Source organism: Citrobacter sp. CK206 (assembly GCF_030333125.1).
Taxonomy (GTDB): domain Bacteria; phylum Pseudomonadota; class Gammaproteobacteria; order Enterobacterales; family Enterobacteriaceae; genus Citrobacter_B; species Citrobacter_B koseri.
Window position 1 is genome coordinate 206,338 of sequence record NZ_JAOWGM010000030.1, and the last position, 24,922, is coordinate 231,259.

Below are 24,922 nucleotides of genomic sequence, written 5' to 3' on the forward strand. Positions count from 1 at the left end.
GGGTATGGCGGCAAAGCTTCACGCATTTATTCTCGCAGGAACCGGAAGCGGCTGTGGTAAAACCACCGTCACGCTTGGTCTGCTGAGTCTGCTGAAAAGACGTGGAATGCGTGTTCAGCCATGCAAAGTCGGCCCTGATTATCTCGATACTGGCTGGCATACGGCAGTATGCGGCAGTGCGTCCCGTAACCTCGACAGCTTTATGCTCCCGGAGCCCGTGCTTAACGCGCTGTTTTGTGAACACATGCAGCAGGCGGACGTCGCGGTGATCGAAGGCGTGATGGGACTCTATGACGGCTATGGCACCGACCCGAACTACTGTAGTACGGCGGCGATGGCGAAACAGCTGGGCTGCCCCGTGATTTTACTGGTGGACGGTAAAGCCGTTTCTACCTCCATTGCCGCAACGGTAATGGGATTTCAGCACTTTGATCCTGACCTCAATATCGCTGGCGTGATTGTTAATCGCGTTAATAGCGAAACTCACTACCAACTCCTGAAAACGGCGATTGAACGCTATTGTTCGCTACCGGTGCTTGGCTATGTTCCCGGAGTGGAAGGCGTGGCGTTGCCGGAGCGTCATCTGGGGCTGATTACCGCGCGTGAGTCCGTTGTTAATCAGCAGCCGTGGCAGGAGTTTGCCGATACGCTTGAACGAACGCTGGACATTGATGCGCTTCTTTCCCTGAGTCAGCTAACCGCGTTGCCTGCTGGCGAGTGGCCGGCGTTACCCGACCCGCAGGCGGGAAAAGGACTTACCGTTGCCATCGCGGATGACGAAGCGTTTAACTTTTACTATCCCGATAACATCAAACTGCTGGAACGTACTGGCGTAACGATGACGCGTTTCAGTCCACTGCATGACAGCACGCTGCCGGAATGCCAGATGATCTGGCTGGGAGGCGGATACCCCGAGCTACACGCCGGCGCGCTGGCGGCGAACACCCCAATGCTGGCGCAAATGCGCGCCGCCCATCAGCGCGGCGTGGCGATTTACGCAGAGTGCGGCGGGCTGATGTACCTCGGCAGTACCCTGGAGGACGCTAGTGGAGAGATTCACCGGATGGTGGATGTGATTCCGGGGCACAGCAAAATGGGGAAACGGTTGACCCGCTTTGGCTACTGCGAAGCGCAGGCCAGAGAGCAAACGCTGCTGGCGGCGGCAGGCGAAGTGCTGCGTGGACATGAGTTCCACTATTCTGATTTTCTCCCGGAAAACCCGGCGGTGATGGCGTGCCGTAAAGTCCGCGATGGTAAGACATTGCAGGAATGGTCTGGCGGCTGGCAGGTGGGAAATACCTTTGCAAGCTACCTTCACGTTCATTTCGCACAACGCCCTGCAATGCTGAACCACTGGCTGGCGGCAGGAAGGGAGGCGCTATGACCGTGCTTGCGTGGTGTATCGCCTGGCTTCTGGATTTCGTTATTGGCGATCCGCAGAACTGGCCGCATCCGGTACGCTGGATTGGCAATTTAATTTCAGCAACTCAACGTGTTGTGCGGCGTTACTGCCATAGCGACAGATCGCTGCGCATTGGCGGAGCGGTGATGTGGCTGGTGGTGGTCGGCGTGACGTGGGCGGTTTCCTGGGGCGTGCTGGCGCTGGCGAGCGCGATCCATCCCTGGTTTGGCTGGCTGGTAGAGATCTGGATGATTTTTACCGTGCTGGCTGGCCGCTGTCTTGCGAATGCTGCCCGCGATGTTGAACGCCCGCTGCGGGCGGGCGATTTAGCTGAAAGCCGCGAGAAGCTGTCATGGATTGTCGGACGGGATACCTCACAGTTACAGCCTGAACAGGTTAATCGTGCCGTGGTGGAAACGGTCGCCGAGAACACCGTAGATGGCATCATCGCCCCGCTTTTTTTCCTCTTTTTGGGCGGCGCGCCGCTGGCAATGGCGTACAAAGCCGTAAATACCCTCGATTCAATGGTTGGCTATAAACACGAAAAATATCGCGCCATTGGTATGGTCAGCGCCCGTCTGGATGATATTGCGAACGTTATCCCGGCGCGTCTGAGCTGGCTGCTGCTGAGCATTGCCGCGACGTTGTGTCGTTACGACGGCTATCGCGCCCTGCATATCGGCTGGCGGGATCGCTACAACCACAGCAGTCCTAACTGCGCGTGGTCAGAAGCCTCTGTTGCTGGTGCGCTGGGTATTCGTCTTGGCGGCCCGAATGACTACTTTGGCGAGCGTGTTGAAAAACCCTGGATAGGCGACGCGCAGCGCGGCATTTCAGTAGATGACATTTCCCGAACGATTCGATTGATGTGGGTAGCCTCGACCCTGGCACTGGCGCTGTTTATCGCCGTACGGTGCCTGCTGGTTGGCGCAGCCTGAGGATAACAGACGATGCAATATATTCAGCAGCCCCAGGCGATTGAGGCCAAAAGTTTCGACATCATTGGCGAGATCATTCGCGAGACACGCCCGGAATATCAGTTTGCCAGCCCGCTTCACGAAGCGATCATCAAGCGGGTGATTCACACCACCGCCGACTTTGACTGGCTGGATATTCTCTGGTTTTCCGATGACGCGCTGGAGCGACTCTGCGCGGCGCTGAGTCGCCCATCCATTATCTATACCGATACCACAATGGCGCTTTCCGGCATCAATAAAACATTGCTGGCGACGTTTGGCGGTGAATGCCGTTGCTATATCAGCGATCCGCGAGTCGTGGCGGAAGCAAAAGCGCAGGGGATTACCCGATCAATGGCGGCGGTGGATATCGCCGTGACGGAAGAGAGTGAAAAGGTGTTTGTATTCGGCAATGCACCGACGGCGCTGTTCCGGTTGCTTGAGCATGACGTTGCCGTGAGCGGCGTGGTAGGCGTACCGGTCGGGTTCGTCGGGGCGGCGGAGTCTAAAGATGCGCTGACGAAAAGCGCATTGCCAGCTATCGCGGCGCTGGGGCGTAAAGGAGGAAGCAACGTCGCCGCCGCGATCGTAAACGCCATGCTCTATTACTTGCAGGGGGCGCGATGAGCGATCAATCCTTCGACGCGCCTGTCTGGCACAACGGCAAAGCGTTGCGAAAAGGGTATACCACCGGATCGTGCGCGACCGCTGCGGCAAAGGTCGCCGCGTTGATGGTGTTACGCCAGCATCTGATTCATCAGGTCTCCATCGTTACGCCGTCCGGGGTGACATTGTGCCTGAACGTCGAGTCGCCGCACATTGAAGGGCGGCAGGCGATTGCCGCGATCCGTAAGGACGGCGGCGATGATGTCGATGCCACGCACGGAATGCTGATTTTTGCCCGCGTAACGCTGAACGATAGCGGCGAGATTACGTTGCAGGGCGGAGAAGGCGTGGGAACCGTGACGCGTAAGGGAATTGGACTGCCGGTGGGCAGCGCGGCGATTAATCGTACTCCGCGTCATACCATTGAGTCTGTAGTACGCGAAGCGATAGGCCCGGCGCGGGGAGCGGATATTGAAATTTTTGCCCCGGAGGGGGAAGAACGGGCGCAGAAAACCTATAACGCGCGCCTCGGTATTTTGGGCGGTATTTCGATCATTGGAACCACCGGCATTGTCACTCCGATGTCGGAGGAGAGCTGGAAACGCTCACTGTCGCTGGAGCTGGAAATCAAACGCGCCGCCGGTCTGGAACGCGTTGTGCTGGTGCCGGGAAACCACGGCGAGCGTTTTGTGCGCGAACAGATGGGTATCGACACGCAGGTTGTCGTCACCATGAGCAATTTCGTCGGTTACATGATTGAAGAAGCGGTACGTCTGGGATACCGCCATATCGTGTTGATCGGCCATCCCGGTAAGTTGATTAAAATAGCCGCGGGAATTTTCCACACTCACAGCCACATCGCAGATGCCCGCATGGAAACCCTGGTGGCGCATCTGGCGCTGCTTGGCGCGCCGCTTGAGTTACTGACTCGGGTCAGCGACTGCGACACCACCGAAGCGGCAATGGAGCACATTGAAGCATACGGTTTTCAACATATTTACAACCATCTTGCGCAACGCATCTGTATGCGCGTGATGCAGATGCTGCGCTTCACGAAAACGCCACCTACCTGCGACGCCATCATGTTCTCTTTTGATAACCAGATCCTCGGTAGCAATCGCCCGATCGAAGAGATTGTGGAGGAGATGCAATGCTAACGGTGGTGGGCATGGGGCCGGCAGGGCTGCATTTGATGACGCCAGCGGCACGCGAGGCCGTGGCGGATGCCGATGTGCTGGTGGGGGGAAAGCGCCATTTATTGCAGTTTCCTGCGTTCACCGGCGAACAGTTTGTTCTGGGCGCCAATATTGCGGAATTGCTCAACTGGATTGCCGGGCAGCAGGACAAACGCATCGTGGTGCTGGCGTCCGGCGATCCGCTGTTTTACGGCATCGGGACGCGCATGGTGGCCCATTTTGGCATTGAGCGGGTGCGCATTATTCCCGGTATCAGCGCAGTGCAATATCTGTGTGCGCAATCGGGTATCGATATGAACGATATGTGGCTGACCAGCAGCCACGGTCGCAGCGTCTGTTTTGATGAGTTGGCGCGTCATCGCAAGGTCGCGATGGTGACGGATGCCCGCTGCGGGCCGCGAGAAATTGCGACGCAGTTAATGGCGCGCGACAAGGGGCATCGCTGGATGGTGATAGGCGAAAACCTGGCAATGGAAAACGAGCGGATTCACTGGCTGCGCGTCAGTGAAGTCAATGCCGACTATGACATGAACGCAGTGGTGATCCTTGATGAAAGATGAGCTTTTTCTACGTGGCGAGAACGTGCCGATGACCAAAGAAGCGGTTCGCGCGCTCGCGCTGTCAAAACTTGATTTGCACCGTGCCAGCCATCTGATTGACGTAGGCGCCGGAACCGGGAGTGTGTCGATAGAGGCGGCGTTACAGCACCCTTCGCTGCACGTTACGGCGATTGAACGTAACCCGGCAGCCCTGCGGTTGCTGGATGAAAACCGCCAGCATTTTGCCTGCGGCAATATCGACATTCTGCCGGGTGAAGCGCCGATGACGATGACCGAAAAAGCGGATGCGGTGTTTATGGGCGGGAGCGGCGGCCATCTGACGACGCTGATTGACTGGGCTATGCGGCAATTGCATCCCGGCGGCCGTCTGGTGATGACCTTTATCCTTCAGGAAAACCTGAATACTGCGCTGGAATATCTGACACAGATTGGCATCCATGAGGTGGATTGCCTGCAAGTGCAGGTGTCGTCACTCACTCCCCTCGGCAATGGCCACTATTTCAAACCGAATAATCCTGTTTTTGTTATCGCCTGTCAGAAGGAAGAGAACCATGTCTGAGACATTTGATCCCCGCTGTGTATGGTTTGTCGGCGCAGGTCCGGGCGATCGTGAACTGATCACGCTCAAAGGTTATCGCCTGTTGCAACAGGCGCAGGTCGTTATTTATGCCGGATCGCTGATTAATACTGAACTGCTGGACTATTGCCCGCCAGGCGCTGAGTGCCACGACAGCGCCGAACTGCATCTGGAGCAAATTCTTGACCTGATGGAAGCGGGCGTGAAGGCCGGAAAAACGGTCGTACGCCTGCAAACGGGCGATGTGTCGCTGTACGGCTCCGTGCGTGAGCAGGGCGAAGAACTTACCCGGCGCGGCATCGACTGGCAGGTGGTGCCGGGCGTCAGCGCGTTTCTCGGCGCTGCTGCGGAACTGGGGGTGGAGTATACCGTCCCGGAAGTTTCGCAAAGCCTCATCATTACCCGTCTGGAAGGGCGTACTCCGGTGCCGGAACGTGAACAACTGGAGTCCTTCGCCAGCCACCAGACGTCAATGGCGATTTATCTCTCCGTGCAGCGTATTCACCGGGTTGCCGAGCGGCTGATTGAAGGCGGCTATCCGATCACCACGCCGGTGGCGGTTATCTACAAAGCGACCTGGCCGGAAAGCCAGACCGTGCGCGGCACGCTGGCGGATATCGGCGACAAAGTACGTGAGGCGGGTATCCGTAAAACGGCGCTCATTCTGGTCGGGAATTTCCTGGGGGATGAGTATCACTACTCAAAACTCTATGCGGCGGACTTTAGCCATGAATACCGTAAAGCCTGAATCTATAGCCCTGTTTTGTCTGACGCCCGGCGGCGTACAGCTTGCGAAGCGGCTGGCGGCGATGCTGCCGTTAACCTGCTTTACCAGTGAGAAACTGCTGGAAGATGGGTTTATGCCCTTCGAAGGCGGATTTGCACAATCGGCCCGCGATGCGTTTGCTAACTATTCGGCGCTGATTTTTATCGGTGCGACCGGCATCGCGGTACGCGTGCTGGCGCCGCTGGTAAACGACAAATTCAGCGACCCTGCGGTGGTGGTGATCGACGAGCGGGGCCAGCATGTGATCAGCTTGCTCTCTGGTCATGCGGGGGGCGCCAATGCGCTGACCCGCTATCTGGCGGGCATGCTCGGCGCCGATCCGGTTATCACGACGGCGACTGACGTTAACGATATGGCGGCGCTTGATACGCTGGCATTTCAGCTCAATGCCCGGATGACCGATTTCCGCTCGGCGGTAAAAATCGTCAACCAGATGCTGGTCAGCCACCAGCGCGTCGGGCTGTGGTGGGATGAGGAGCTGGCAGACGATGTCAGTCACTGCGATCGACGCGGGTTCATCACTGTGACCGACCTGCACCAACTTCCCGAGCTTGATGCGCTGATTTGCATCACTTTGCGCAATGAATTGCCAGAAATACCCGTCCGGCACTGGAAGCTGGTGCCGCAGCGGGTGGTCGCCGGAATCGGCTGTCGCCGCGACACGCCGTTCCCGCTGCTGGCAGCGCTGCTGGCGCGACAACTGGAGGCGCAGAAATTTGATCCGCTGGCGTTGAAAGCGATTGGCAGCGTCTCGCTCAAAAAAGATGAGCAGGGATTAATCCAGCTTGCCTCCTGCTGTCGCGTTCCCTTTGAAACCTTTACCGCTGACGCGTTGCGTGAGCATGAACATCGCTTCCCGGCCTCCAGATTTGTGCGGCAAACCGTCGGTGTGGGCAGCGTATCCGGCCCGGCGGCCTGGCTGTTAAGTCACGGAAAACTGTCTGGCGAAACCCTGCGCGAACAGGGCGTCACTATTACTTTGGGAGTTTCACACTGATGTTAAGCGTAATTGGAATTGGCCCTGGCTCGCAGGCAATGATGACGATGGAAGCCGTAGAAGCCTTACAGGCGGCGGAAATTGTCGTTGGCTATAAAACGTACACCCATCTGGTAAAAGCCTTTACCGGCGACAAGCAGGTGATCAAAACCGGAATGTGCAAAGAGATCGAACGCTGTCAGGCGGCGATTGAACTGGCGCAGGCCGGACACAATGTGGCGCTGATCAGCAGCGGCGATGCGGGGATTTATGGCATGGCTGGGCTGGTGCTGGAACTGGTCAGCAAACAGAAGCTGGATGTTGAAGTGCGGCTGATCCCCGGCATGACCGCCAGTATCGCGGCGGCCTCCCTGCTGGGCGCGCCGTTGATGCACGATTTCTGTCATATCAGCCTGAGCGATCTCCTGACGCCGTGGCCGGTCATCGAAAAACGGATTATCGCCGCCGGAGAAGCAGACTTCGTGATCTGTTTCTATAACCCGCGCAGCCGTGGCCGTGAAGGTCATCTGGCGCGTGCTTTTGAACTGCTGTCCGCCAGCAAAAACGCGCAAACGCCGGTTGGCGTGGTGAAGTCGGCCGGGCGTAAAAAGCAGGAAAAATGGCTGACCACGCTCGGCGATATGGATTTTGAGCCTGTCGATATGACCAGCCTGGTGATTGTCGGCAACAAAGCCACTTACGTACAGGATGGTCTGATGATCACGCCGCGAGGTTACGTACTGTGAGTTACGGCGACGTGCTGGTTATGGGCGGCACCAGCGATGCCCGGATGCTGTGTCAGCAACTGGATGCGGCAAAGGTGGCATACACCCTGTCGGTTGCCACGCCGACAGGAAAGCAGCTGGCTGGCGACATTAAAGGTCAGATCCGCTGCGGGCGCCTGGAGCCAGAGGAGATGGTGGCCTGGCTGAAAGCGCACCGCACGCGTTGGGTCATTGATGCGTCGCACCCGTATGCCGAGGTCGTCAGCCGCAACATTATGCACGCCTGTGAACGCGCGGGGGTGTTGCTGAGCCGCTATCAGCGCCCGGAACAGCTCAGCGAGCTTACGCACCCGCTGTTGCACCATGTCCACACGATTGCTGAGGCCTGCGATGTGGCGCAGCGCTTTGGCGAACGCGTTCTGTTAACGACCGGAAGTAAAGATCTGGCGACCTGGCGAGCCGGGTTGCCGCACAAAAAACTGCTGGCCCGTGTCTTACCTGTTCCTGAGGTCATTCAGCAATGTGCCGACCTGGGATTTGGCGTTGGTGAGATTTTTGCCCTGTGCGGGCCGTTCAGCGCTGAATTTAACGCGGCGTTTTACCGTCAGTGCCAGGCCGATGTCGTGGTGACAAAAGCATCGGGGGCGGAGGGCGGTTATCAGGAAAAAGTTCAACCCTGTCTGGATGCCGGTATCCCCTGCATCGTGATTACCCGCCCGGCAACGCTTGTAACGGGTGATGAGTTACTGGAAAGTCAGGCCGCATTTGCGCAGCGTTTGGCGCGCTGGCTGGCCGCTGCTTAAGGAGTAAGAGATGAAAAAAGCGCTTCTGGTGGTGAGTTTTGGCACCAGCTATCACGACACCTGTGAGAAGAACATTGTGGCCTGCGAACGCGATCTGGCAGCCAGCTGCCCGGATCGTGATCTGTTTCGCGCGTTCACCTCCGGGATGATTATCCGCAAGCTCAAACAGCGTGACGGCATTGAAATCGATACGCCGCTTCAGGCATTGCAGAAGCTTGCTGAACAGGGGTATCAGGATGTGGCGATTCAGTCCCTGCACATTATTAACGGCGACGAATACGAAAAAATTGTGCGTGAAGTTCAGACTCTGCGCCCGTTATTTACCCGTCTTACGCTCGGCGTGCCGCTGTTGAGCAGCCATGCCGATTACGCGCAGCTGATGCAGGCTTTACAGCAGCAGATGCCGACGCTTGGCGCGACGGAGAAAGTGGTGTTTATGGGGCACGGCGCCAGCCACCACGCGTTTGCGGCCTATGCGTGTCTGGACCATATGATGACGGCGCAGCGTTTTCCGGCGCGTGTGGGAGCGGTTGAGAGTTACCCGGAGGTGGATATTCTCATCGGGAGCTTACGTCAGGAAGGCGTAACGGCGGTGCATCTGATGCCGCTGATGCTTGTCGCCGGCGATCATGCCATTAACGATATGGCTTCCGATGAAGAGGACTCCTGGAAAACGCAGTTCAACGCCGCAGGCATCCCGGCGACGCCGTGGCTGAGCGGTCTGGGGGAGAATCCGGCGGTACGCGCCATGTTCGTGGCGCATCTGCAACAGGCGCTGAATACGGCCATGGAGGAAGCGGCATGAGCGGAAAGCTGTATGCGTTAAGCACCGGGCCGGGCGCAGCCGATCTGATCACCGTGCGCGCGGCGCGAATACTTGGCTCGCTCGATATCCTCTACGCTCCGGCAGGGCGCAAAGGCGGCGACAGTCTGGCGCTCTCTATTGTGAGTGAATATCTGGGTGAGCAGACGGAAGTCCGCTGCTGCCACTTTCCAATGAGCGCTGACAGCGCGGAAAAAGAAGCCGTCTGGAATGAGGTGGCCGCAGCGCTGGTTCAGGAAGTGGAGGCGGGTAAACAGGTGGGGTTCATCACCCTCGGCGATGCCATGCTGTTCAGCACCTGGGTCTTTTTACTCCAGCGGATCGGCAACCCGGCGTGGCTGGAAATCGTTCCTGGCGTCACCTCGTTTGCCGCCATTGCCGCCCGCGCAAAAACGCCGCTGGCGATGGAACAACAATCGCTGGCGGTGATCTCCTGCACCGCGGCGGAAGAAACAATTCAGCAGGCGTTAAGACAGCATGACAGTCTGGTGCTGATGAAGGTCTACGGTCGCTTCGCGCGTATTAAAGCATTGCTGCAACAGGAAGGTTTGCTGGAGTGCGCCCTGATGATGGCAGAAGCCACGCTGCCCGGTGAGCAGTACTGGCGTCACCTGAATGAGGTCAGCGACGAGCAGCCGCTGCCCTATTTTTCGACCATTCTGGTCAACAAACAGTGGGAGTATGCAGAATGAAACTTGAACAACAGCTAAAACAGCTGTCTTTCAGCGGGTTAGCTGCGGCGTTATTGCTGATGGTTGTCCCGGAACAGGCGTTCGCCATGCATATCATGGAGGGATTCCTGCCGCCGATGTGGGCGCTGGCCTGGTGGGTGCTGTTTTTACCGTGCCTGTGGTACGGACTGGTGCGCCTGCGCCGTATCGTGCAGGAAGATAACAACCAGAAGGTGCTGCTGGCATTGTGCGGGGCGTTTATCTTCGTGCTGTCGGCGCTGAAAATTCCTTCTGTTACAGGTAGTTGCTCGCACCCGACAGGGGTAGGGCTTGCGGTGATTTTATTTGGCCCAGGCGTTGTGGCGATCCTCGGGGCGATTGTGCTGCTGTTTCAGGCGCTGCTGCTGGCGCATGGCGGCCTGACCACGCTGGGTGCGAACGGGATGTCGATGGCGGTTATCGGCCCCGTTGTCGGGTATCTGGTATGGCAAATGGCCTGCCGCGCCGGGCTGCGCCGCGATGTCGGCGTCTTTCTTTGCGCCATGCTGGCGGATCTGGTGACGTACTTCGTGACGTCGGTGCAGCTTGGGGTGGCGTTCCCGGACCCGCAGGCTGGGGCAATGGGTTCAGTGATTAAATTTATGGGGATTTTCTGCCTGACGCAGATCCCCATTGCGATCGCGGAGGGGCTGCTGACCGTCATGATTTACGACCAGTTGACCAAACGCCGGTTGATTACCGCACAAGGACATTAAGATGAAAAAGACGCTGATATTGTTAGCTATGGTGATTGCCCTGGTGATCCTGCCGTTTTTTATCGATCATGGCGGTGAGTTCGGTGGCTCTGACGGCGAAGCGGAAAGCCAGATCCAGGTGGTGGCGCCGCACTATGAACCGTGGTTCCAGCCATTGTATGAACCGGCCAGCGGTGAAATTGAAAGCCTGCTGTTTACGCTGCAAGGTTCGCTTGGCGCGGCGGTGATTTTCTATATTCTCGGTTACAGCAAAGGCAGACAGCGCCGTGATGACCGGGCTTGATCGACTCAGCTACCAGAGCCGCTGGCTTCATGTTACGCCGGTGCGTAAGTTTTTGCTCTGGTTGCTGATGATGATTCTGGCCTTTACCCTGCCTCCTTTGGGGCAGGGTATTGAACTGGCGCTCATCGCCGGGCTGAGCTGCTGGCTGCTGCGGATTTCGTTCTGGCGCTGGTGTCGCTGGATGGCGATACCGTTTGGTTTTTTAAGCGTGGGCGTGGTGACGATTTTATTCAGCGTGAGCCGCGATCCTCACTCGTTACTGGCAAGCGTTCCGGTTGGCGATTACTGGCTGGGGGTGACTTCGTCAGGGTTGAATACCGCCAATGAAACCTTCTGGCGCAGCCTGAGCGCACTGGCGGCGACGTTCTGGCTGGTGTTGAATCTGCCGTTTCCGCAACTGATTATTTTGCTTAAGCGCGCGCATGTGCCACGGCTGCTGACCGAGCAGATCCTGCTGACATGGCGCTTTATTTTTATCCTGTTAGACGAAGCGCTGGCCATTCATCGCGCGCAAACGCTGCGTTTTGGCTATCGTAGTTTGCCGAAAGGCTATCGTTCTCTGGCAATGCTGGTGGGTTTGCTGTTTACGCGTGTGCTTATCCGCTATCAGCAAATGACCACCGTGCTTGATATCAAACTGTATCAGGGTGATTTTCACCTGTAAGGATTCGTATGCTTGCCACCTCCGGTCTCTGGTTTCGCTATCAGGATGAGCAGGTGCTCAAGGGGCTAACGCTGGATTTCTCCCCCCATGCGGTTACCGGGCTGGTGGGCGCGAACGGCTGCGGAAAATCGACGCTATTTATGAACCTGAGCGGTTTACTGCGCCCGCAAAAAGGCGAGGTTTTGTGGCAGGGAAAAGCGCTGGATTACAGTAAGCGCGGGCTGCTGGCGCTGCGCCAACAGGTGGCAACCGTTTTTCAGGACCCCGATCAACAAATTTTTTATACCGATATCGACAGCGATATCGCTTTTAGTCTGCGAAATCTAGGTGTGGCTGAGGATGAGATTGCCCGCCGCGTGGACGATGCGTTGACCCTGGTTGATGCGCAGCATTTCCGTCATCAGCCGATCCAGTGTTTAAGTCACGGGCAAAAAAAACGCGTGGCGATTGCGGGCGCGATGGTGTTGCAGGCCCGCTACCTGCTGCTGGATGAACCCACTGCCGGGCTTGATCCTGCCGGGCGCACGCAGATGATTGCGATCATCAAGCGGATTGTGGCGCAGGGGAATCATGTGGTTATTTCCAGCCATGATATTGATCTCATTTATGAAGTCAGCGATGCCGTTTACGTGCTGCGCCGTGGCGAGGTACTGGCATACGGTGAACCGGGGGAGGTGTTTGCACGCACTGAACTGATCGAACAAGCCGGGCTGACGCAACCGTGGCTGGTCAAACTGCATGCGCAACTGGGGTTGCCGCTGTGTAAAACGGAAGAAGAATTTTTTGGGCGTATGCGAGAGAACGCGCTGAAGGAGGCGTCATGACGCAGGCAGTAATGTTGCAGGGAACGGCATCAGATGTAGGTAAAAGTGTGCTGGTGGCGGGGCTGTGCCGCATCTTTTATCAGGATGGCCTGCGCACGGCGCCATTTAAGTCACAGAATATGGCGCTGAATTCCGGCATCACGCCGGACGGCAAAGAGATGGGACGCGCGCAGATTTTCCAGGCGGAAGCGGCGGGGATTTCGCCGGATGTGCGGATGAATCCGGTCCTGCTGAAACCGACCAGCGATCGGAAAGCGCAGGTGGTGTTGATGGGCAAAGTCGCCACCGATATGGACGCGGTTAGCTACCATGAATATAAGCCGCGTCTGCGTGAGCAGATCCTCACGGTTTACAATAGCCTGGCGCAAGAATATGACGTTCTGGTGCTGGAGGGCGCCGGTAGCCCGGCGGAAATAAACCTGCGTGACCGCGACATCGTCAATATGGGGATGGCGGAAATGGCGCAATGCCCGGTCATTCTGGTGGCGGATATCGATCGCGGCGGCGTTTTTGCCTCTATCTACGGTACGCTGGCGCTGCTGCATGATAGTGAACGCGCCAGAGTGAAAGGGGTGATCATCAATAAGTTTCGCGGTGATGTGACGCTGCTCTACTCCGGCATTGAACAAATTGAAGCGCTGACCGGCGTGCCGGTTCTGGGCGTGATGCCCTGGCTGGAGGTCGATCTTGAAGATGAGGATGGCGTGGCGCTGCAAAAAGGCAAATACCTGCGTACCGATAGGCGTGATATCGACATTGCCGTTGTTCAGGTGCCGCACATCTCGAATTTCACCGATTTCAACGCGCTGGCGGCGCAGCCGGATGTTCGCGTGCGCTATGTGCGCCATCCTGAAGAACTGGCGGGCGCGGACCTGATAATTCTGCCGGGCAGCAAAAATACGCTTGGCGATCTGGTCTGGCTGCGTGAAAGCGCAATGGCGCATGGCGTGTTGCAGGCGCATCGTCAGGGCGTACCGGTGGCAGGCATCTGTGGCGGCTATCAGATGCTGGGCGACACCATTATTGATGAGGTGGAGTCCGGGTTGGGCACGCTTCCCGGTCTTGGTCTGCTTAATACCGTCACGCACTTCGCGCAGGATAAAACCACCACGCAGGTTGAAGGGCAGATGGCCTCTGCGCTGCCGGGATGGCTGGCGGCGGCGTCTGGCCTGGCGGTGCGCGGGTATGAAATTCATATGGGCGAGACGACACTGAATGCACAATGCCAGCCAGCCATGACGTTACGCAAAGGCGAAAACGCTATCGCTGACGGCGCGGTAACGGACGACGGACTGGTCTTTGGCACCTATCTTCATGGCTTGTTCGACAGCGATGCGTTTACGCGGGCGCTGGTCAATGGCCTGCGCGTGCGTAAGGGGCTGACGCCGCTGGATCACGCCTTCCATTACGCGCAATATAAATCGCAGCAGTTTGATCTGCTGGCGGATGCGATGCGACAACACATCGATATTGAGAAAATTTATACCATCATGCAGCAGCACCGGGAGCCCGTATGATGATTCTGGTGACCGGCGGCGCGCGCAGCGGGAAAAGCCGCCATGCGGAGGCGTTAATCGCGGATTCGCCGCAGGTGCTGTACATCGCCACGTCGCAGATTTTTGACGAGGAGATGGCGGCGCGGATTCAGCACCATCGGGATGGCAGACCGCCGCACTGGCGGACAGCGGAATGCTGGCGGCATCTTGATGCGCTGATTACGCCAGATAACGCCCCCGAAGAGGCCATTCTGCTGGAGTGTATCACGACCATGGTGACCAATTTATTGTTCGCGATGGGCGGCGATACGGACCCGGACAACTGGGATTACGCGGCGATGGAGCAGGCGATTGAAGACGAAATTCGCACGTTGATCGACGCCTGTCAGCGCTGTCCGGCTCAGGTGGTTCTGGTGACCAATGAGGTGGGCATGGGCATTGTCCCGGAAAATCGTCTGGCGCGACATTTTCGCGACATCGCCGGGCGGGTCAATCAGCGTCTGGCTGCGGCGGCGGATGAGGTCTGGCTGGTGGTATCGGGTATTGGAGTCAAAATTAAATGAGTAAGTTGTTCTGGGCGATGCTCGCTTTTATTTCGCGTTTGCCTGTTCCGACCCGTTGGTCTCAGGGGCTGGATTTTGAGGAGTATTCCCGCGGTATTGTGACATTCCCGCTAATCGGCATGCTGCTGGGCGCGATTGGCGGCCTGGTGTTTGTGGCGCTTCAGTCCTGGTGCGGCATTCCACTGGCGGCCCTGTTTTGCGTTTTGACGCTGGCGCTGCTGACCGGCGGTTTTCACCTCGACGGTCTGGCGGATACCTGTGACGGTATTTTTTCCGCCCGCCGCCGGGAGCGGATGCTGGAAATTATGCGTGACAGCCGCCTGGGCACCCACGGCGGGCTGGCGTTGATTTTTGTCCTGCTGGCGAAAGTGCTGGTGATTAGCGAACTGGCGCTGAGAGGCACGCCGATGCTGGCGGCGCTGGCGATGGCCTGCGCGGCGGGGCGCGGTGTCGCCGTATTGCTGATGTATCGTCATCGCTATGCCCGTGAAGAAGGGCTGGGCAACGTGTTTATCGGCAAAGTTACCGGGCGACAAACCTGCGTTACGCTGGGATTAACCGCTATTCTCGCGGCGATACTCATGCCGGGGATGCGCGGGGTCGCTGCGCTGGTGGCCACTCTGGCGGCAATTTTTATTCTTGGGCAATTATTAAAACGCACGTTGGGTGGGCAAACCGGCGATACGCTGGGTGCGGCGATTGAACTTGGCGAGTTGATCTTCCTGCTGGCTCTGCTGTGAGCCAGCCAACACGATGAGAACCCTTATGCAGACGTTAACCTCTTTACTCCGTGACATTCCCAAACCGGACAGCGACGCAATGGCGCACGCCCGGCAGCACATCGACGGCTTGCTCAAACCGCCGGGCAGCCTCGGGCGCCTGGAAGCGCTGGCCGTACAGTTAGCGGGGATGCCCGGTCTCAACGGCACTCCGCATGTCGGTAAGAAGGCGATGCTGGTGATGTGCGCCGATCATGGCGTGTGGGATGAAGGGGTTGCGGTCTCGCCGAAAGTTGTCACCGCCATTCAGGCGGCCAACATGACGCAGGGAACAACCGGTGTTTGCGTACTGGCTGCTCAGGCCGGGGCAAAAGTCCATGTGATTGACGTCGGGATTGATGCCGACCCGATCCCCGGCGTGGTGAATATGCGCGTGGCGCGTGGGTGCGGGAATATTGCGACAGGCCCGGCGATGAGCCGCGTTCAGGCCGAAGAACTGCTGCTGGAAGTGATGCGCTACACCCGCGAACTGGCGCAAAGCGGCGTGACGCTGTTTGGCGTTGGCGAACTGGGAATGGCGAATACCACCCCTGCGGCGGCGATTGTGAGTGTACTGACCGGTAGCGATGCCGAAGATGTGGTGGGGATTGGCGCGAATCTTCCGCTCTCCAGAATTGGCAATAAAGTTGAGGTTGTGCGCCGCGCCATTGCGGTGAACCGGCCCGATCCGCGTGATGGCGTTGAGGTGCTGGCGAAGGTGGGCGGTTTTGACCTGGTCGGTATGGCGGGCGTGATGCTGGGCGCCGCGTCATGTGGATTGCCGGTTGTGCTGGATGGTTTTCTCTCCTATTCTGCGGCGCTGGCGGCGTGTCAGATTGCGCCGGAAATTAAACCGTATCTGATTCCGTCGCATTTCTCGGCAGAGAAGGGCGCGCGGATTGCGCTGGAGCACCTGGAGCTGGAGCCGTATCTGCATATGGGAATGCGTCTTGGCGAAGGCAGCGGCGCAGCGCTGGCAATGCCCATCGTTGAAGCCGCCTGCGCGATGTACCGCAACATGGGGCAACTGGCGGCAAGTAATATTGTCCTGCCGGATGGTAAATAAAGATAAGCTGTATCGTTTCCCTTCGGTGGCGCTTATTCGCTGTTAACGTCGGAAAGGCGATAAAAAAGCTATAATTAACCGACATCTGCTGCGATTTGAGGAAAGGGAAATGATGCCTCGTGTGAAATTGTTTTGTTCTTTTATTCTGCTGTTCGCAAGCCAGAGCGCGCTGGCGGTAAGTTATCCATTGCCGCCAGAAGGGAGTCGTCTGGTCGGCAACCCGCTGACGATAACCGTCCCGGACAATAATACTCAACCGCTGGAAGCATTTGCGGCGCAGTACGGACAGGGGCTGAGCAATATGCTCGAAGCGAATCCCGATGTGGACGTCTTTTTGCCGAAGTCCGGTTCGACGCTGGTGGTGCCGCAGCAGCTTATTTTGCCGGATACCGTGCGTGAAGGCATTGTGGTTAACGTGGCGGAAATGCGTCTTTACTACTATCCGAAAGGGGGCGATACCGTTGATGTCCTGCCGATTGGCATTGGCGAGGCGGGGCGAGAAACTCCACGTAACTGGGTGACTGCGGTAGAGCGTAAGCAGGAAGCACCGAGCTGGACGCCGACGGCGAATACCCGACGTGAATATGCTAAACGAGGCGAAAGTCTGCCCGCGTTTGTCCCCGCCGGGCCAGATAACCCGATGGGGCTGTATGCAATTTATATCGGTAAGCTGTATGCCATTCATGGCACAAATGCGAACTTCGGTATTGGGCTGCGCGTGAGCCAGGGGTGCATCCGGTTGCGTAACGATGACATCAAATACCTGTTTGACAATGTGCTGGTGGGCACTCGCGTGCAGATTATCGATCAACCGGTGAAAACCACCGTCGAAGCGGACGGCAGTCGCTGGATTGAAGTGCATGAGCCGTTATCGCGTAATCGCACTGAATTTGAATCCGACAAAAAAGTACCGCTGCCGATCACGCCGGTGATGCGTACTTTTATGAAGGGCGACGGCGTTGACATTCATCGCGTCAACGAGGCGCTGGAGCGCCGCTCCGGGATGCCGACAAATATCAGCGCGGGTCTGACGGGGTTCTGACGTTTCTCCGCGCAATCTCCAGAAAAGCCTTTACCGCGCCGTTATTGTCGTTCTTTCTGCTGAGCAGCATCAGATTGGCCGATAACTCAGGCGCGTCGAGAGGGCGATAGACCAGGCCGGGAATGGCGATGTGCATCAGCGGTTCAGGCACCAGCGCCAGCCCTTGCCCGGCGGCGGCCAGAGCCAGTACGCTGAGCGTGCTGGAGGTGCAATGGGCGACGTGCGGAACATGACCCATAATCTCTGTGAGCATCATATAAAGCGGCTCATCCGCACGGTGGGTGTCGTAGAAAATGAGGGGCTCTTCAGCCAGCATATCTACCGTCAAATGGGTTTCACAAGCCAGCGGGTGATCGTCGGCGATGGCGACCATCCGGCCCCAGAGGCCTATTTTTTCAGCCGCTAATTCTGGCTGGCGTACGTTATGGTGATCGGGTGTGTAACCAATGTCGAGCTGGCCGCTCAGAATGGCATCCGCTTGTAGCAACGGCGCGATTTCGCACACGACCAGTTCCGCATCGGGATAGGCCTGGCGAAAGGCGCGCAGATCTTCTGTCAATTTGCCGCTGAACACCGCGTTGCCAGCAAAGCCGACGCGCACAAGACCCGTTTCTCCGCGCATCGACCGTTGTACTGTCAGACGGGCATGTTCCGCCTGCTCAAGCGTGCGTTGCGCTTCAGTCTGCAACAATTTTCCCGCTTCGGTTAACTCAACTTTCCGGCTGGTACGAATAAACAGCGGGCCGCCTAACTCTTCTTCCAGCGCCTTGATCTGCATGCTCAGCGCGGGAGGAACAATATTGAGTTTTTCGGCGGCGCGGCCAAAGTGTCCTTCTTGTGCAACGGCAAGAAAATAGCGTAAGTGGCGCAGATCCATACGATGGCCTCATCATTCATCTAAACTGAATAATCTGTAAGATTTATCTATTGGATTTTAACGTTAATGGCGAGGAAACTGAATCCACTTAACTGGCTGGAGTAAAAATTATGCACAATCACCTGGCGGATCGTCAGCAAATTACCGATCTTCTCACTGGCTGGATGCATCGCGATCTGGGCGAGTGGGAGCAACTTCGCGGGCTGTTTCACCCGGATGGCACCATTGAGATAACCTGGTTTGAAGGGCTGGCGAGCGATTTTGTTGACGGCTCAATGCGTATGGGGGCTTCTGACATCCGCACCAAACATTTGATTGGCACGCCGGTAGTGACCTTCAATAGCTGCGTCAACCGCGCCATTGTTGAAACTAATGCCATGATCATCGGCGAGAATGTGAAGCTGAATCTGGGGATGGTGACCCATAATCGCTTTTACGATATGGCGGAAAAACGCGATGGCGTGTGGAAGCTCTTCAGACGCCAGAGCATTTATGACATGGGGAGTTTTACCTTCCCGCTGGGCGTGGTCGATATTGATCAAAGCGCGGTAGCAAAATACCCGCGAGAATACGCCGCGCTGGCATACCTGCTGGAAAAAAGCGGATTTCCGGTCACGCGTGTATTCGCAACGCGCGGCAGTGCGCTCGAACAGCAGATGAAAACCGAAGGGCAGCGCTGGCTGTCTGAGCCCGTTGTTTAAGCTTCATCAGCGACTGCGATCATCATGATTCTCAAAAGGATAAGAGAAATGCTCACCACTATACCAGGACGAAAATGCATCGCCGTTCTGTTTGCGATGCTAATGTTTCCCGGTGCGACTTTGGCTGCGCAAACCCTAATCTACAGCGACCATGAACCGCTGGGTGGAATGCGCACTCGTTTTATCAATGACGTATTTTTCCCCGCAATCGAAAAAGAGTCGCATGGTCGCCTGAAGGTAGAGGCGCACTGGGGAGGTGAGCTAAGTGATGGTTATACGGCTCTGGCTATGGCGGGAAAGGGGGACAAAGCGGATATGGCTGTTGTTGTACCTGAATATGCGGCTAAGGCATTACCATTGCAGCAAATCTTTAAAAGCTTCCCCGTCGGCCCTGCCGGGGAAAAGCAGGTTGCTTTCTTTCGCCGCGTTTATGCGGATATCCCGGATTTTTCGGCAGAACTCAAGAAAGAAAATGTGGTGAATGTTTTCATTGCGACCGGCTATCCGCTGGCTTTTTTTAGCACTACCGCGCTGAGTAATCCTGAAGGACTTAAGGGGGGAACGTGGCGCTCCGCCAGTTTCTGGCACCAGGGGTTTCTGAAAAATGTCGGCGCTAAAGCCGTGACCATGCCCTGGGGAGATGAAACCTACAAGGCCTTACAAAGCGGAAGTCTCGACGGATTAATGTTGAATGTGGATAGCGGCTATGCGTTAAATGCTCAGCGATTCGCGCCTGATGTGCTGGTTTCGCGGGATCTCTGGCTTGGGCATGTTTACCTGCTGGTGATGAATAAAAACACCTGGGATAACCTTTCCCGCGACGATCGGGCGGCGATTCAACGGGCGGCTGACGTCGCTTATCAATCCCTGGGTTCCGTAATGGATAAAAGTTTCACCACACAAGTCGCCGATCTGGAAAAAAGCGGTGCGACGGTCAGAATCCTGCACTCTGAAGGCGTTGCGCAATGGAAAGCCGCCACCCGATACCAGGAGATTCAGTCTGAGTGGGTGAAGGAGCAGGAAAAGAACGGGCTTACCGAGGCGGGAAGGGTGATGAACCAGGTCAGTAGCATTCTGGACGAGATGATGTCTCCGGCCCCTTAAGCGAGAAGGCAAAACGTAACGCTCGGGAACGTATTACTACAGTTGCCTGATAAAAGGGCCGAATAACCATTTTCGGCCCTGGCGTGCATCATTTTTTATAATTCTTTGGTGCTGATAGCAGCATTTTTCGCATACGTTCCATGACTGTGTTTAAGTCCACCGCGCGTTTAATCATACTGCGTATTCTGTCTGAATCATTGATGCCCTTTTTGACATACCGGGCAATATATTGCAGAACGTATTTATCCTCATCACTGTGGGTGCGTAATGACAGGTTCTCTACGGTCTGCAATATCTGACTCGCCAGCGACTGACGCTGGCGGGAGTGGGCTCTTATATCCTTAAACGACGGCTGAATCATAAAACATTCCGTAGCGCTGACGTTGTTGAATCCACTGGAGGGCGAAAGAAAAGCATAATGACTGTTAAGGTTGGCCGCGAATTGGGATTAATTTAGCGGCCGTCATAATCGCCCTATTTAATTGGTGGTTGCAGCATGTTGCTTCGCTTTCTCAATGGCGTGCGCGTCAAATATGTAATGCTCATAACCGGTGGTAATATTCTTCACTCTGTATATTTTCCACTTGCCGCCCTCTCTTTTTAGGTAGACTCCAATTTGATACGTCTGATTGTTTTGTCGACCCAACCAAACATCGACGTATTCACCACCAAAACAGTTTTTAGCTTTTCCAACTTTCAATAAGGGGATCCAATCTGCTGAATAATCTTGCGCATATGTATAGTAATCGGTGTCGATAATCTCCTGCTCATAAATATGAGAGATAGTATTTAGTTGGGCTAGTGTATCCTTCGAAATATATTCATCCATCTTTTCAGGCGCAGGCTTTATTTTCCCTTCACTATTTGCAAACACGTTTAGATAGTAAGTGTAGAAATCTGAAACACGCCGTTCTGCGTTATCGCGTCCTGAGCTGCACGCGGTAATTGCAAATATCATGAGAACAACATAAAGGGCTTTCATCAATCCTTCCTGTACATTTGATGAGCTGGCTTTGACGAACGGTATCCAGGACCGCCCCAAAAATCCCGCTGTTTAAAGTCTGAATACCAATCCTGGCCGTCGTAAATAGCCATGTGACCGGCGGCGTGTCCTCCCGCGTAAGGCTGAATCACTACCACGTCGCCAGCTCTGGGGGATTGCGTTGAAGATATTTTTATAAACCCCGCAGACTCCAGCATTGGGCCGTAATCTTTGGCGTTTTGCGTGTTTGTTACGGTCACGCCCCCTGCCTTTATGGCCTTGCGCACATACGATGCACAGTTATTCGTTGGCCCCGGTTCGGCGTGATGTTTTGCCCCGTTTCCGGCGCTTCTTGTGTCCCATCCCATGATTATCATCCATTTCAGTTAGAGAAATTGCTAATAGATACCCAATTAGTTAGGAGGGTTAATCATTTAGTGCCACAGAAAGCGTAACGTGATAAGCGAGGCAAGTGCGCTTGACGCTGAGAGCAGGCGGAATCAATAGCGAAGGGATTGCCTAAACGAATTCCGAAAATAAAAGAATGCGGGTATCGGAATATGAGCGGGAAACAGGTCAGTAGCATTCTGGACGAGATGGTGTCTCCGACCCCTTAAGCGAGAAGGCAAAACGTAACGCTCGGGAACGTATTACTACAGTTGCCTGATAAAAGGGCCGAATAACCATTTTCGGCCCTGGCGTGCATCATTTTTTATAATTCTTTGGTGCTGATAGCAGCATTTTTCGCATACGTTCCATGACTGTGTTTAAGTCCACCGCGCGTTTAATCATACTGCGTATTCTGTCTGAATCATTGATGCCCTTTTTGACATACCGGGCAATATATTGCAGAACGTACTTGTCCTCATCACTGTGGGTGCGTAATGACAGGTTCTCTACGGTCTGCAATATCTGACTCGCCAGCGACTGACGCTGCCTGGTTAACGTGTTGACGTAGCTGGCCTGTAAGCCATCGCGCCGGGCGTTAAAGATATTGTATTTTTCAATAGCATGATGTTTTTTGACGATATTCGTCCGGTTGGCTAACAGATACTGAGCCAGTATTTTGCTATAGCCTGTGAGCATTGCGGCATGAAATATTGTCAGCGGCATATCGCATATTCTGATTTCAATTGTGCCCAGAGCAGGCTGTGGCCTGACGTACCAGTAAATATCTTTGATACTTTTAATGATCCCGACATCGACCATCTCGTTATAAAATACGACGAACTCGTCCCAGTTATAGATGTTTTCAATCAGTTCACTGTTCAGAAAGGCGTTCTGCCCGGTAAAGCGGGAACTTGAAAAAGAGGTATCCACGCCATCCAGCCACGGCGAAGAGGCGCTGAGTGCAACTAAATGGGGCAGGTAGGGAATAAGCGCATGACACAGATAAATGGCGTCATCGCCATCCTGAACGCCAATATGAATATGCTGCCCAAATACGCAGGCCATTTTGGTGATGTAGCCATAGCGTACGGCCAGATTTTGATGACGTTGTAAATCGCTAATCACCTGTTCTCGCCAGTCGCCATCTAAATGGCGGCCGCCGCCGGTAACATCGCAGCCGTGTTTTCTGGCGACTTCCCTGACGTTACAGGCTAATAAAGATAATTCTTCATGCAGTTTAAACACCGAAGAGTGTACTGAGCTGTTCAGTTCAATCATTGACTTGGTTAGCTCATGCTTTATTTGCTGAGTGTGCGCCATATCGGCCAGCACGATATCCGCTTTATCCACCAGCCTGGTATCGTTTCTGTCGATTAACTGGAGTTCCAGCTCGGTGCCCGTCGTAAACCGCAGTGAGCGGGTAAAAGGTAGAGATACCATAATGTCCTCTGCACTGAGTTGTTGTGGTTGGCCTGAAATTCTATTGTTAAAAGTGTAGGTCAGACGGTCATGCCTGCCAGAGGTGAATCGCGGAACCCTGATTACGGTCATAAAACCATTTTATTAGTATGGTTAATTTTTTGCGATATGACGAGAGAGAGTATGCTGTAGCGCGAGGACTGCTCAGGTATTGCCGCAGCAGTGTGGCCTGTTTTTGTGGAACACTTTAACAGGAGTCATCTTATAAGCTTAGCTATTACTAAAGTCGATTATCCGGTCAGTCAGGTTCGCCGGTATTTAGAACCGGGCCCGGTTGTGTTGGTGTCATCCAAATGGAACGGGAAGACCAATATCATGACGCTGGGCTGGCATACCGTTCTGGAATTTTCTCCCTCGCTGGTCGGGCTGATGATTTCGGGCGGCAACCACAGTTTTGAGATGATCCGTCATAGCCGGGAATGCGTGATCAACGTTCCGTTGACGGATTTGGCCGAGACGGTCGTGCGAATCGGCAACTCGTCCGGCGCTGACATCGATAAGTTTGCCGAATTTAATCTTACGGCACAGGAAGCCGATGAGGTTGATGCCCCGCTGATCCAGCAATGTTATGCGAATTTTGAGTGCTGTTTGTATGATGATGTGCTGGTGGAACGCTACAATTTTTTCATTTTCGAGGTCGTGAAGGCGCATGTGGCCACATCACCGGAACACCCTGAGACGATTCACTATACAGGGAAGGGGGAGTTCATGGTGTCGGGCAAGACAATGAATCTGAGCGCGCTGTTCAGGCCGGAAATGCTTATCTGAGCGTTTGCGGTGGCGCTCGTCACGGATAAATGGCAGAAAGCCCGCTTTTTAGCGGGCTTTCTGCCAGGGATCGCCTTCGTCAGTATTTTATCGGGAAGTCCGTGAAATCAGGAACAGAAATACCGGAACCCCGAGTATCGCCGTCAGGATGCCGACGGGTAATTCACGGGGCGCAAACAGCGTTCGGGCAAGCGTATCAGCCAGAACGGTAAAAGTCGCGCCGCACAGCATGGATGCCGGCAGCAGCGATCGATGGCGATGACCAATGAATATGCGGGCGATATGAGGCACGGTCAGCCCAATAAAACCTATTGCTCCGCAACATGCCACAATGACCGCAGTCAATAAGGTCAATAAACAATACAGGGCGAGCCTGATTGCGCCAACGTCCACACCAAGCGATGCCGCCGTCACATTGCCGAACGTGAGCACATCCAGCTCTATTGCCCGCCACCAGCAGAACATAAATATCGGCAGCAGCACCAGTGCGCAAAGCAGTACCTGAAGCCAGGACGCCTGTGCAAAGCTTCCCAGCAGCCAGAACATCACCCCTCGCGTGGTGTCTGCATCCGTTTTCCAGAGTGTGGTTAATGATGTGGCGGCGGAGAGAAGCTGTGTCACGGCGACGCCGGTCAGGATAAAACGGCTGGACTGGCCGGATAGCGATTTCCGCGCCATGAAAAGCACCAGTGCGAAAGCCAGCATCGCGCCGCAGAACGCTCCGGCAGGTACAGCGGCCCAGCCCGCACTGAGACCAAGCGCAATGACCAGTACCGCGCCAAACCCTGCGCCGGATGAGATCCCCAACACCCAGGGGTCGGCAAGAGGATTACGTGTCAACGACTGGAGCACCGTTCCGGCCAGCGCTAATGCGGCACCCGCCAGCGCAGCAAGCAGGGTGCGTGGCATACGCAGAGACCATACGATCCGCTGATGAAGCGTTCCCGCTGTATCGCTATGCCAGTAGCCTGCCAGTATGGCATTTGCCACGTCCTTCATGGAAAAGGTCACCGGGCCATACATAATGGCAATGCAAAACGCCAGCATCAGGGCCGGAAACAGCATGGAAAGGCGAAAAACAGGAGAAC

At 55.7% G+C, this 24,922-nt stretch carries 30 protein-coding genes; 24 read left to right on the top strand and 6 right to left on the bottom strand.

Annotation, left to right across the window (positions count from 1 at the left end; all coding sequences use genetic code 11):
• The first annotated feature begins 4 nt into the window (after positions 1 to 4).
• From OGX81_RS18185 to ldtA, 21 genes are all read left to right on the top strand, one after another.
• Positions 5 to 1,384, top strand: coding sequence for a cobyrinic acid a,c-diamide synthase CobB (locus OGX81_RS18185; protein WP_104868489.1), 1,380 nt, complete (start codon positions 5 to 7; stop codon positions 1,382 to 1,384).
• Entirely contained in the window at positions 1,381 to 2,340 is a 960-nt protein-coding gene (gene cbiB / locus OGX81_RS18190) for an adenosylcobinamide-phosphate synthase CbiB (RefSeq protein WP_047462732.1), read from the top strand. Before OGX81_RS18185 ends, cbiB begins: the two co-directional genes overlap by 4 nt.
• A 12-nt stretch (positions 2,341 to 2,352) precedes the next feature.
• Positions 2,353 to 2,985 (top strand): cobalt-precorrin-8 methylmutase, encoded by a 633-nt coding sequence (locus OGX81_RS18195; protein WP_012131778.1) that lies wholly within the window; start codon positions 2,353 to 2,355, stop codon positions 2,983 to 2,985.
• Positions 2,982 to 4,121, top strand: a complete 1,140-nt coding sequence (cbiD, locus tag OGX81_RS18200; RefSeq protein ID WP_012131779.1) for a cobalt-precorrin-5B (C(1))-methyltransferase CbiD — start codon at positions 2,982 to 2,984, stop codon at positions 4,119 to 4,121. Before OGX81_RS18195 ends, cbiD begins: the two co-directional genes overlap by 4 nt.
• Positions 4,115 to 4,720: a cobalt-precorrin-7 (C(5))-methyltransferase gene (locus OGX81_RS18205; RefSeq protein ID WP_047462737.1), complete on the top strand. Its 606-nt coding sequence runs from the start codon at positions 4,115 to 4,117 to the stop codon at positions 4,718 to 4,720. The genes cbiD and OGX81_RS18205 overlap by 7 nt, the downstream gene beginning before the upstream one ends.
• Positions 4,710 to 5,279 carry a decarboxylating cobalt-precorrin-6B (C(15))-methyltransferase gene (locus OGX81_RS18210; protein ID WP_047462740.1) on the top strand — a complete coding sequence of 190 codons (570 nt, stop codon included), beginning with the start codon at positions 4,710 to 4,712 and terminating at the stop codon, positions 5,277 to 5,279. Before OGX81_RS18205 ends, OGX81_RS18210 begins: the two co-directional genes overlap by 11 nt.
• A complete protein-coding gene (locus tag OGX81_RS18215; protein ID WP_104868490.1) occupies positions 5,272 to 6,045 on the top strand; it encodes a cobalt-precorrin-4 methyltransferase in 774 nt (257 codons plus the stop codon). The genes OGX81_RS18210 and OGX81_RS18215 overlap by 8 nt, the downstream gene beginning before the upstream one ends.
• On the top strand, positions 6,026 to 7,081 hold the full coding sequence (gene cbiG / locus OGX81_RS18220; RefSeq protein ID WP_047462746.1) for a cobalt-precorrin 5A hydrolase: 1,056 nt from the start codon (positions 6,026 to 6,028) through the stop codon (positions 7,079 to 7,081). The genes OGX81_RS18215 and cbiG overlap by 20 nt, the downstream gene beginning before the upstream one ends.
• Entirely contained in the window at positions 7,081 to 7,806 is a 726-nt protein-coding gene (locus OGX81_RS18225; protein WP_012131784.1) for a precorrin-3B C(17)-methyltransferase, read from the top strand. The genes cbiG and OGX81_RS18225 overlap by 1 nt, the downstream gene beginning before the upstream one ends.
• Positions 7,803 to 8,588, top strand: a complete 786-nt coding sequence (locus tag OGX81_RS18230; RefSeq protein WP_012131785.1) for a cobalt-precorrin-6A reductase — start codon at positions 7,803 to 7,805, stop codon at positions 8,586 to 8,588. The genes OGX81_RS18225 and OGX81_RS18230 overlap by 4 nt, the downstream gene beginning before the upstream one ends.
• A 10-nt stretch (positions 8,589 to 8,598) precedes the next feature.
• On the top strand, positions 8,599 to 9,393 hold the full coding sequence (gene cbiK, locus OGX81_RS18235) for a sirohydrochlorin cobaltochelatase (RefSeq protein WP_012131786.1): 795 nt from the start codon (positions 8,599 to 8,601) through the stop codon (positions 9,391 to 9,393).
• Entirely contained in the window at positions 9,390 to 10,103 is a 714-nt protein-coding gene (locus tag OGX81_RS18240) for a cobalt-factor II C(20)-methyltransferase (protein WP_104868491.1), read from the top strand. Before cbiK ends, OGX81_RS18240 begins: the two co-directional genes overlap by 4 nt.
• Positions 10,100 to 10,837 carry a cobalt ECF transporter S component CbiM gene (gene cbiM, locus OGX81_RS18245; RefSeq protein WP_012131788.1) on the top strand — a complete coding sequence of 246 codons (738 nt, stop codon included), beginning with the start codon at positions 10,100 to 10,102 and terminating at the stop codon, positions 10,835 to 10,837. The genes OGX81_RS18240 and cbiM overlap by 4 nt, the downstream gene beginning before the upstream one ends.
• Before the next feature lies 1 nt (position 10,838).
• Complete coding sequence (locus OGX81_RS18250; RefSeq protein ID WP_012131789.1) at positions 10,839 to 11,120, top strand: energy-coupling factor ABC transporter substrate-binding protein; 282 nt, start codon at positions 10,839 to 10,841, stop codon at positions 11,118 to 11,120.
• The gene (locus tag OGX81_RS18255; RefSeq protein WP_047462753.1) at positions 11,107 to 11,784 is read left to right on the top strand and encodes an energy-coupling factor ABC transporter transmembrane protein; all 678 of its coding nucleotides are present in this window, start codon (positions 11,107 to 11,109) and stop codon (positions 11,782 to 11,784) included. The genes OGX81_RS18250 and OGX81_RS18255 overlap by 14 nt, the downstream gene beginning before the upstream one ends.
• 8 nt (positions 11,785 to 11,792) lie before the next feature.
• Entirely contained in the window at positions 11,793 to 12,608 is an 816-nt protein-coding gene (locus OGX81_RS18260) for an energy-coupling factor ABC transporter ATP-binding protein (RefSeq protein ID WP_012131791.1), read from the top strand.
• A complete protein-coding gene (locus tag OGX81_RS18265) occupies positions 12,605 to 14,125 on the top strand; it encodes a cobyric acid synthase (protein ID WP_104868493.1) in 1,521 nt (506 codons plus the stop codon). The genes OGX81_RS18260 and OGX81_RS18265 overlap by 4 nt, the downstream gene beginning before the upstream one ends.
• Positions 14,122 to 14,667, top strand: coding sequence for a bifunctional adenosylcobinamide kinase/adenosylcobinamide-phosphate guanylyltransferase (gene cobU, locus OGX81_RS18270; RefSeq protein WP_012131793.1), 546 nt, complete (start codon positions 14,122 to 14,124; stop codon positions 14,665 to 14,667). The genes OGX81_RS18265 and cobU overlap by 4 nt, the downstream gene beginning before the upstream one ends.
• Positions 14,664 to 15,407 carry an adenosylcobinamide-GDP ribazoletransferase gene (gene cobS, locus OGX81_RS18275; protein ID WP_104868494.1) on the top strand — a complete coding sequence of 248 codons (744 nt, stop codon included), beginning with the start codon at positions 14,664 to 14,666 and terminating at the stop codon, positions 15,405 to 15,407. Before cobU ends, cobS begins: the two co-directional genes overlap by 4 nt.
• Before the next feature lie 25 nt (positions 15,408 to 15,432).
• A complete protein-coding gene (cobT, locus tag OGX81_RS18280; protein ID WP_047462767.1) occupies positions 15,433 to 16,491 on the top strand; it encodes a nicotinate-nucleotide--dimethylbenzimidazole phosphoribosyltransferase in 1,059 nt (352 codons plus the stop codon).
• A gap of 112 nt (positions 16,492 to 16,603) precedes the next feature.
• Entirely contained in the window at positions 16,604 to 17,533 is a 930-nt protein-coding gene (gene ldtA, locus OGX81_RS18285) for a L,D-transpeptidase (protein ID WP_104869120.1), read from the top strand.
• On the opposite strand, the gene OGX81_RS18290 is transcribed toward ldtA, so the two are convergent.
• Positions 17,508 to 18,410, bottom strand: a complete 903-nt coding sequence (locus OGX81_RS18290) for a LysR substrate-binding domain-containing protein (protein WP_071258852.1) — start codon at positions 18,408 to 18,410, stop codon at positions 17,508 to 17,510. The two genes, ldtA and OGX81_RS18290, sit on opposite strands and share 26 nt — an antisense overlap.
• 110 nt (positions 18,411 to 18,520) lie before the next feature.
• On the opposite strand from OGX81_RS18290, the gene OGX81_RS18295 reads away from it, so the two are divergent.
• Together OGX81_RS18295 and dctP are read left to right on the top strand one after the other, a co-directional pair.
• Positions 18,521 to 19,111: a nuclear transport factor 2 family protein gene (locus tag OGX81_RS18295; protein WP_104868495.1), complete on the top strand. Its 591-nt coding sequence runs from the start codon at positions 18,521 to 18,523 to the stop codon at positions 19,109 to 19,111.
• Between the two features lie 48 nt (positions 19,112 to 19,159).
• Positions 19,160 to 20,215, top strand: coding sequence for a TRAP transporter substrate-binding protein DctP (gene dctP / locus OGX81_RS18300; RefSeq protein ID WP_233596423.1), 1,056 nt, complete (start codon positions 19,160 to 19,162; stop codon positions 20,213 to 20,215).
• A gap of 88 nt (positions 20,216 to 20,303) precedes the next feature.
• Here dctP and OGX81_RS18305 read toward each other — a convergent pair whose 3' ends face one another.
• From OGX81_RS18305 to OGX81_RS18320, 4 genes are all read right to left on the bottom strand, one after another.
• Positions 20,304 to 20,576, bottom strand: coding sequence for a hypothetical protein (locus tag OGX81_RS18305; protein WP_049011709.1), 273 nt, complete (start codon positions 20,574 to 20,576; stop codon positions 20,304 to 20,306).
• A 117-nt stretch (positions 20,577 to 20,693) separates the two neighbouring features.
• Positions 20,694 to 21,197, bottom strand: coding sequence for a YqhG/Tai3 family protein (locus OGX81_RS18310; RefSeq protein ID WP_104868497.1), 504 nt, complete (start codon positions 21,195 to 21,197; stop codon positions 20,694 to 20,696).
• A complete protein-coding gene (locus OGX81_RS18315; protein WP_181397031.1) occupies positions 21,197 to 21,565 on the bottom strand; it encodes an NlpC/P60 family protein in 369 nt (122 codons plus the stop codon). The genes OGX81_RS18310 and OGX81_RS18315 overlap by 1 nt, the downstream gene beginning before the upstream one ends.
• A 337-nt stretch (positions 21,566 to 21,902) precedes the next feature.
• Complete coding sequence (locus OGX81_RS18320) at positions 21,903 to 23,027, bottom strand: YbdK family carboxylate-amine ligase (protein ID WP_047462784.1); 1,125 nt, start codon at positions 23,025 to 23,027, stop codon at positions 21,903 to 21,905.
• Positions 23,028 to 23,270: 243 nt separating this feature from the next.
• On the opposite strand from OGX81_RS18320, the gene OGX81_RS18325 reads away from it, so the two are divergent.
• Entirely contained in the window at positions 23,271 to 23,834 is a 564-nt protein-coding gene (locus OGX81_RS18325; RefSeq protein ID WP_104868499.1) for a flavin reductase family protein, read from the top strand.
• A gap of 87 nt (positions 23,835 to 23,921) precedes the next feature.
• Here OGX81_RS18325 and OGX81_RS18330 read toward each other — a convergent pair whose 3' ends face one another.
• The gene (locus OGX81_RS18330; RefSeq protein ID WP_180961894.1) at positions 23,922 to 24,899 is read right to left on the bottom strand and encodes a FecCD family ABC transporter permease; all 978 of its coding nucleotides are present in this window, start codon (positions 24,897 to 24,899) and stop codon (positions 23,922 to 23,924) included.
• Positions 24,900 to 24,922: the final 23 nt, after the last annotated feature.

Bases quoted from the DNA above. Each gene is read 5' to 3' on its own strand.
- OGX81_RS18330 (WP_180961894.1), bottom strand. From the start codon at position 24,899: ATGCTGTTTCCGGCCCTGATGCTGGCGTTTTGCATTGCCATTATGTAT.
- OGX81_RS18225 (WP_012131784.1), top strand. From the start codon at position 7,081: ATGTTAAGCGTAATTGGAATTGGCCCTGGCTCGCAGGCAATGATGACG.
- OGX81_RS18195 (WP_012131778.1), top strand. From the start codon at position 2,353: ATGCAATATATTCAGCAGCCCCAGGCGATTGAGGCCAAAAGTTTCGAC.
- cbiD (WP_012131779.1), top strand. From the start codon at position 2,982: ATGAGCGATCAATCCTTCGACGCGCCTGTCTGGCACAACGGCAAAGCG.
- OGX81_RS18305 (WP_049011709.1), bottom strand. From the start codon at position 20,576: ATGATTCAGCCGTCGTTTAAGGATATAAGAGCCCACTCCCGCCAGCGT.
- dctP (WP_233596423.1), top strand. From the start codon at position 19,160: ATGCTCACCACTATACCAGGACGAAAATGCATCGCCGTTCTGTTTGCG.
- OGX81_RS18185 (WP_104868489.1), top strand. From the start codon at position 5: ATGGCGGCAAAGCTTCACGCATTTATTCTCGCAGGAACCGGAAGCGGC.
- OGX81_RS18310 (WP_104868497.1), bottom strand. From the start codon at position 21,197: ATGAAAGCCCTTTATGTTGTTCTCATGATATTTGCAATTACCGCGTGC.
- ldtA (WP_104869120.1), top strand. From the start codon at position 16,604: ATGCCTCGTGTGAAATTGTTTTGTTCTTTTATTCTGCTGTTCGCAAGC.
- cbiG (WP_047462746.1), top strand. From the start codon at position 6,026: ATGAATACCGTAAAGCCTGAATCTATAGCCCTGTTTTGTCTGACGCCC.
- cbiB (WP_047462732.1), top strand. From the start codon at position 1,381: ATGACCGTGCTTGCGTGGTGTATCGCCTGGCTTCTGGATTTCGTTATT.
- cobU (WP_012131793.1), top strand. From the start codon at position 14,122: ATGATGATTCTGGTGACCGGCGGCGCGCGCAGCGGGAAAAGCCGCCAT.
- OGX81_RS18315 (WP_181397031.1), bottom strand. From the start codon at position 21,565: ATGGGATGGGACACAAGAAGCGCCGGAAACGGGGCAAAACATCACGCC.
- cobT (WP_047462767.1), top strand. From the start codon at position 15,433: ATGCAGACGTTAACCTCTTTACTCCGTGACATTCCCAAACCGGACAGC.
- OGX81_RS18215 (WP_104868490.1), top strand. From the start codon at position 5,272: ATGTCTGAGACATTTGATCCCCGCTGTGTATGGTTTGTCGGCGCAGGT.
- OGX81_RS18250 (WP_012131789.1), top strand. From the start codon at position 10,839: ATGAAAAAGACGCTGATATTGTTAGCTATGGTGATTGCCCTGGTGATC.
- OGX81_RS18290 (WP_071258852.1), bottom strand. From the start codon at position 18,410: ATGGATCTGCGCCACTTACGCTATTTTCTTGCCGTTGCACAAGAAGGA.
- OGX81_RS18265 (WP_104868493.1), top strand. From the start codon at position 12,605: ATGACGCAGGCAGTAATGTTGCAGGGAACGGCATCAGATGTAGGTAAA.
- OGX81_RS18210 (WP_047462740.1), top strand. From the start codon at position 4,710: ATGAAAGATGAGCTTTTTCTACGTGGCGAGAACGTGCCGATGACCAAA.
- OGX81_RS18240 (WP_104868491.1), top strand. From the start codon at position 9,390: ATGAGCGGAAAGCTGTATGCGTTAAGCACCGGGCCGGGCGCAGCCGAT.
- cobS (WP_104868494.1), top strand. From the start codon at position 14,664: ATGAGTAAGTTGTTCTGGGCGATGCTCGCTTTTATTTCGCGTTTGCCT.
- OGX81_RS18205 (WP_047462737.1), top strand. From the start codon at position 4,115: ATGCTAACGGTGGTGGGCATGGGGCCGGCAGGGCTGCATTTGATGACG.
- cbiK (WP_012131786.1), top strand. From the start codon at position 8,599: ATGAAAAAAGCGCTTCTGGTGGTGAGTTTTGGCACCAGCTATCACGAC.
- OGX81_RS18255 (WP_047462753.1), top strand. From the start codon at position 11,107: ATGACCGGGCTTGATCGACTCAGCTACCAGAGCCGCTGGCTTCATGTT.
- OGX81_RS18320 (WP_047462784.1), bottom strand. From the start codon at position 23,027: ATGGTATCTCTACCTTTTACCCGCTCACTGCGGTTTACGACGGGCACC.
- cbiM (WP_012131788.1), top strand. From the start codon at position 10,100: ATGAAACTTGAACAACAGCTAAAACAGCTGTCTTTCAGCGGGTTAGCT.
- OGX81_RS18260 (WP_012131791.1), top strand. From the start codon at position 11,793: ATGCTTGCCACCTCCGGTCTCTGGTTTCGCTATCAGGATGAGCAGGTG.
- OGX81_RS18295 (WP_104868495.1), top strand. From the start codon at position 18,521: ATGCACAATCACCTGGCGGATCGTCAGCAAATTACCGATCTTCTCACT.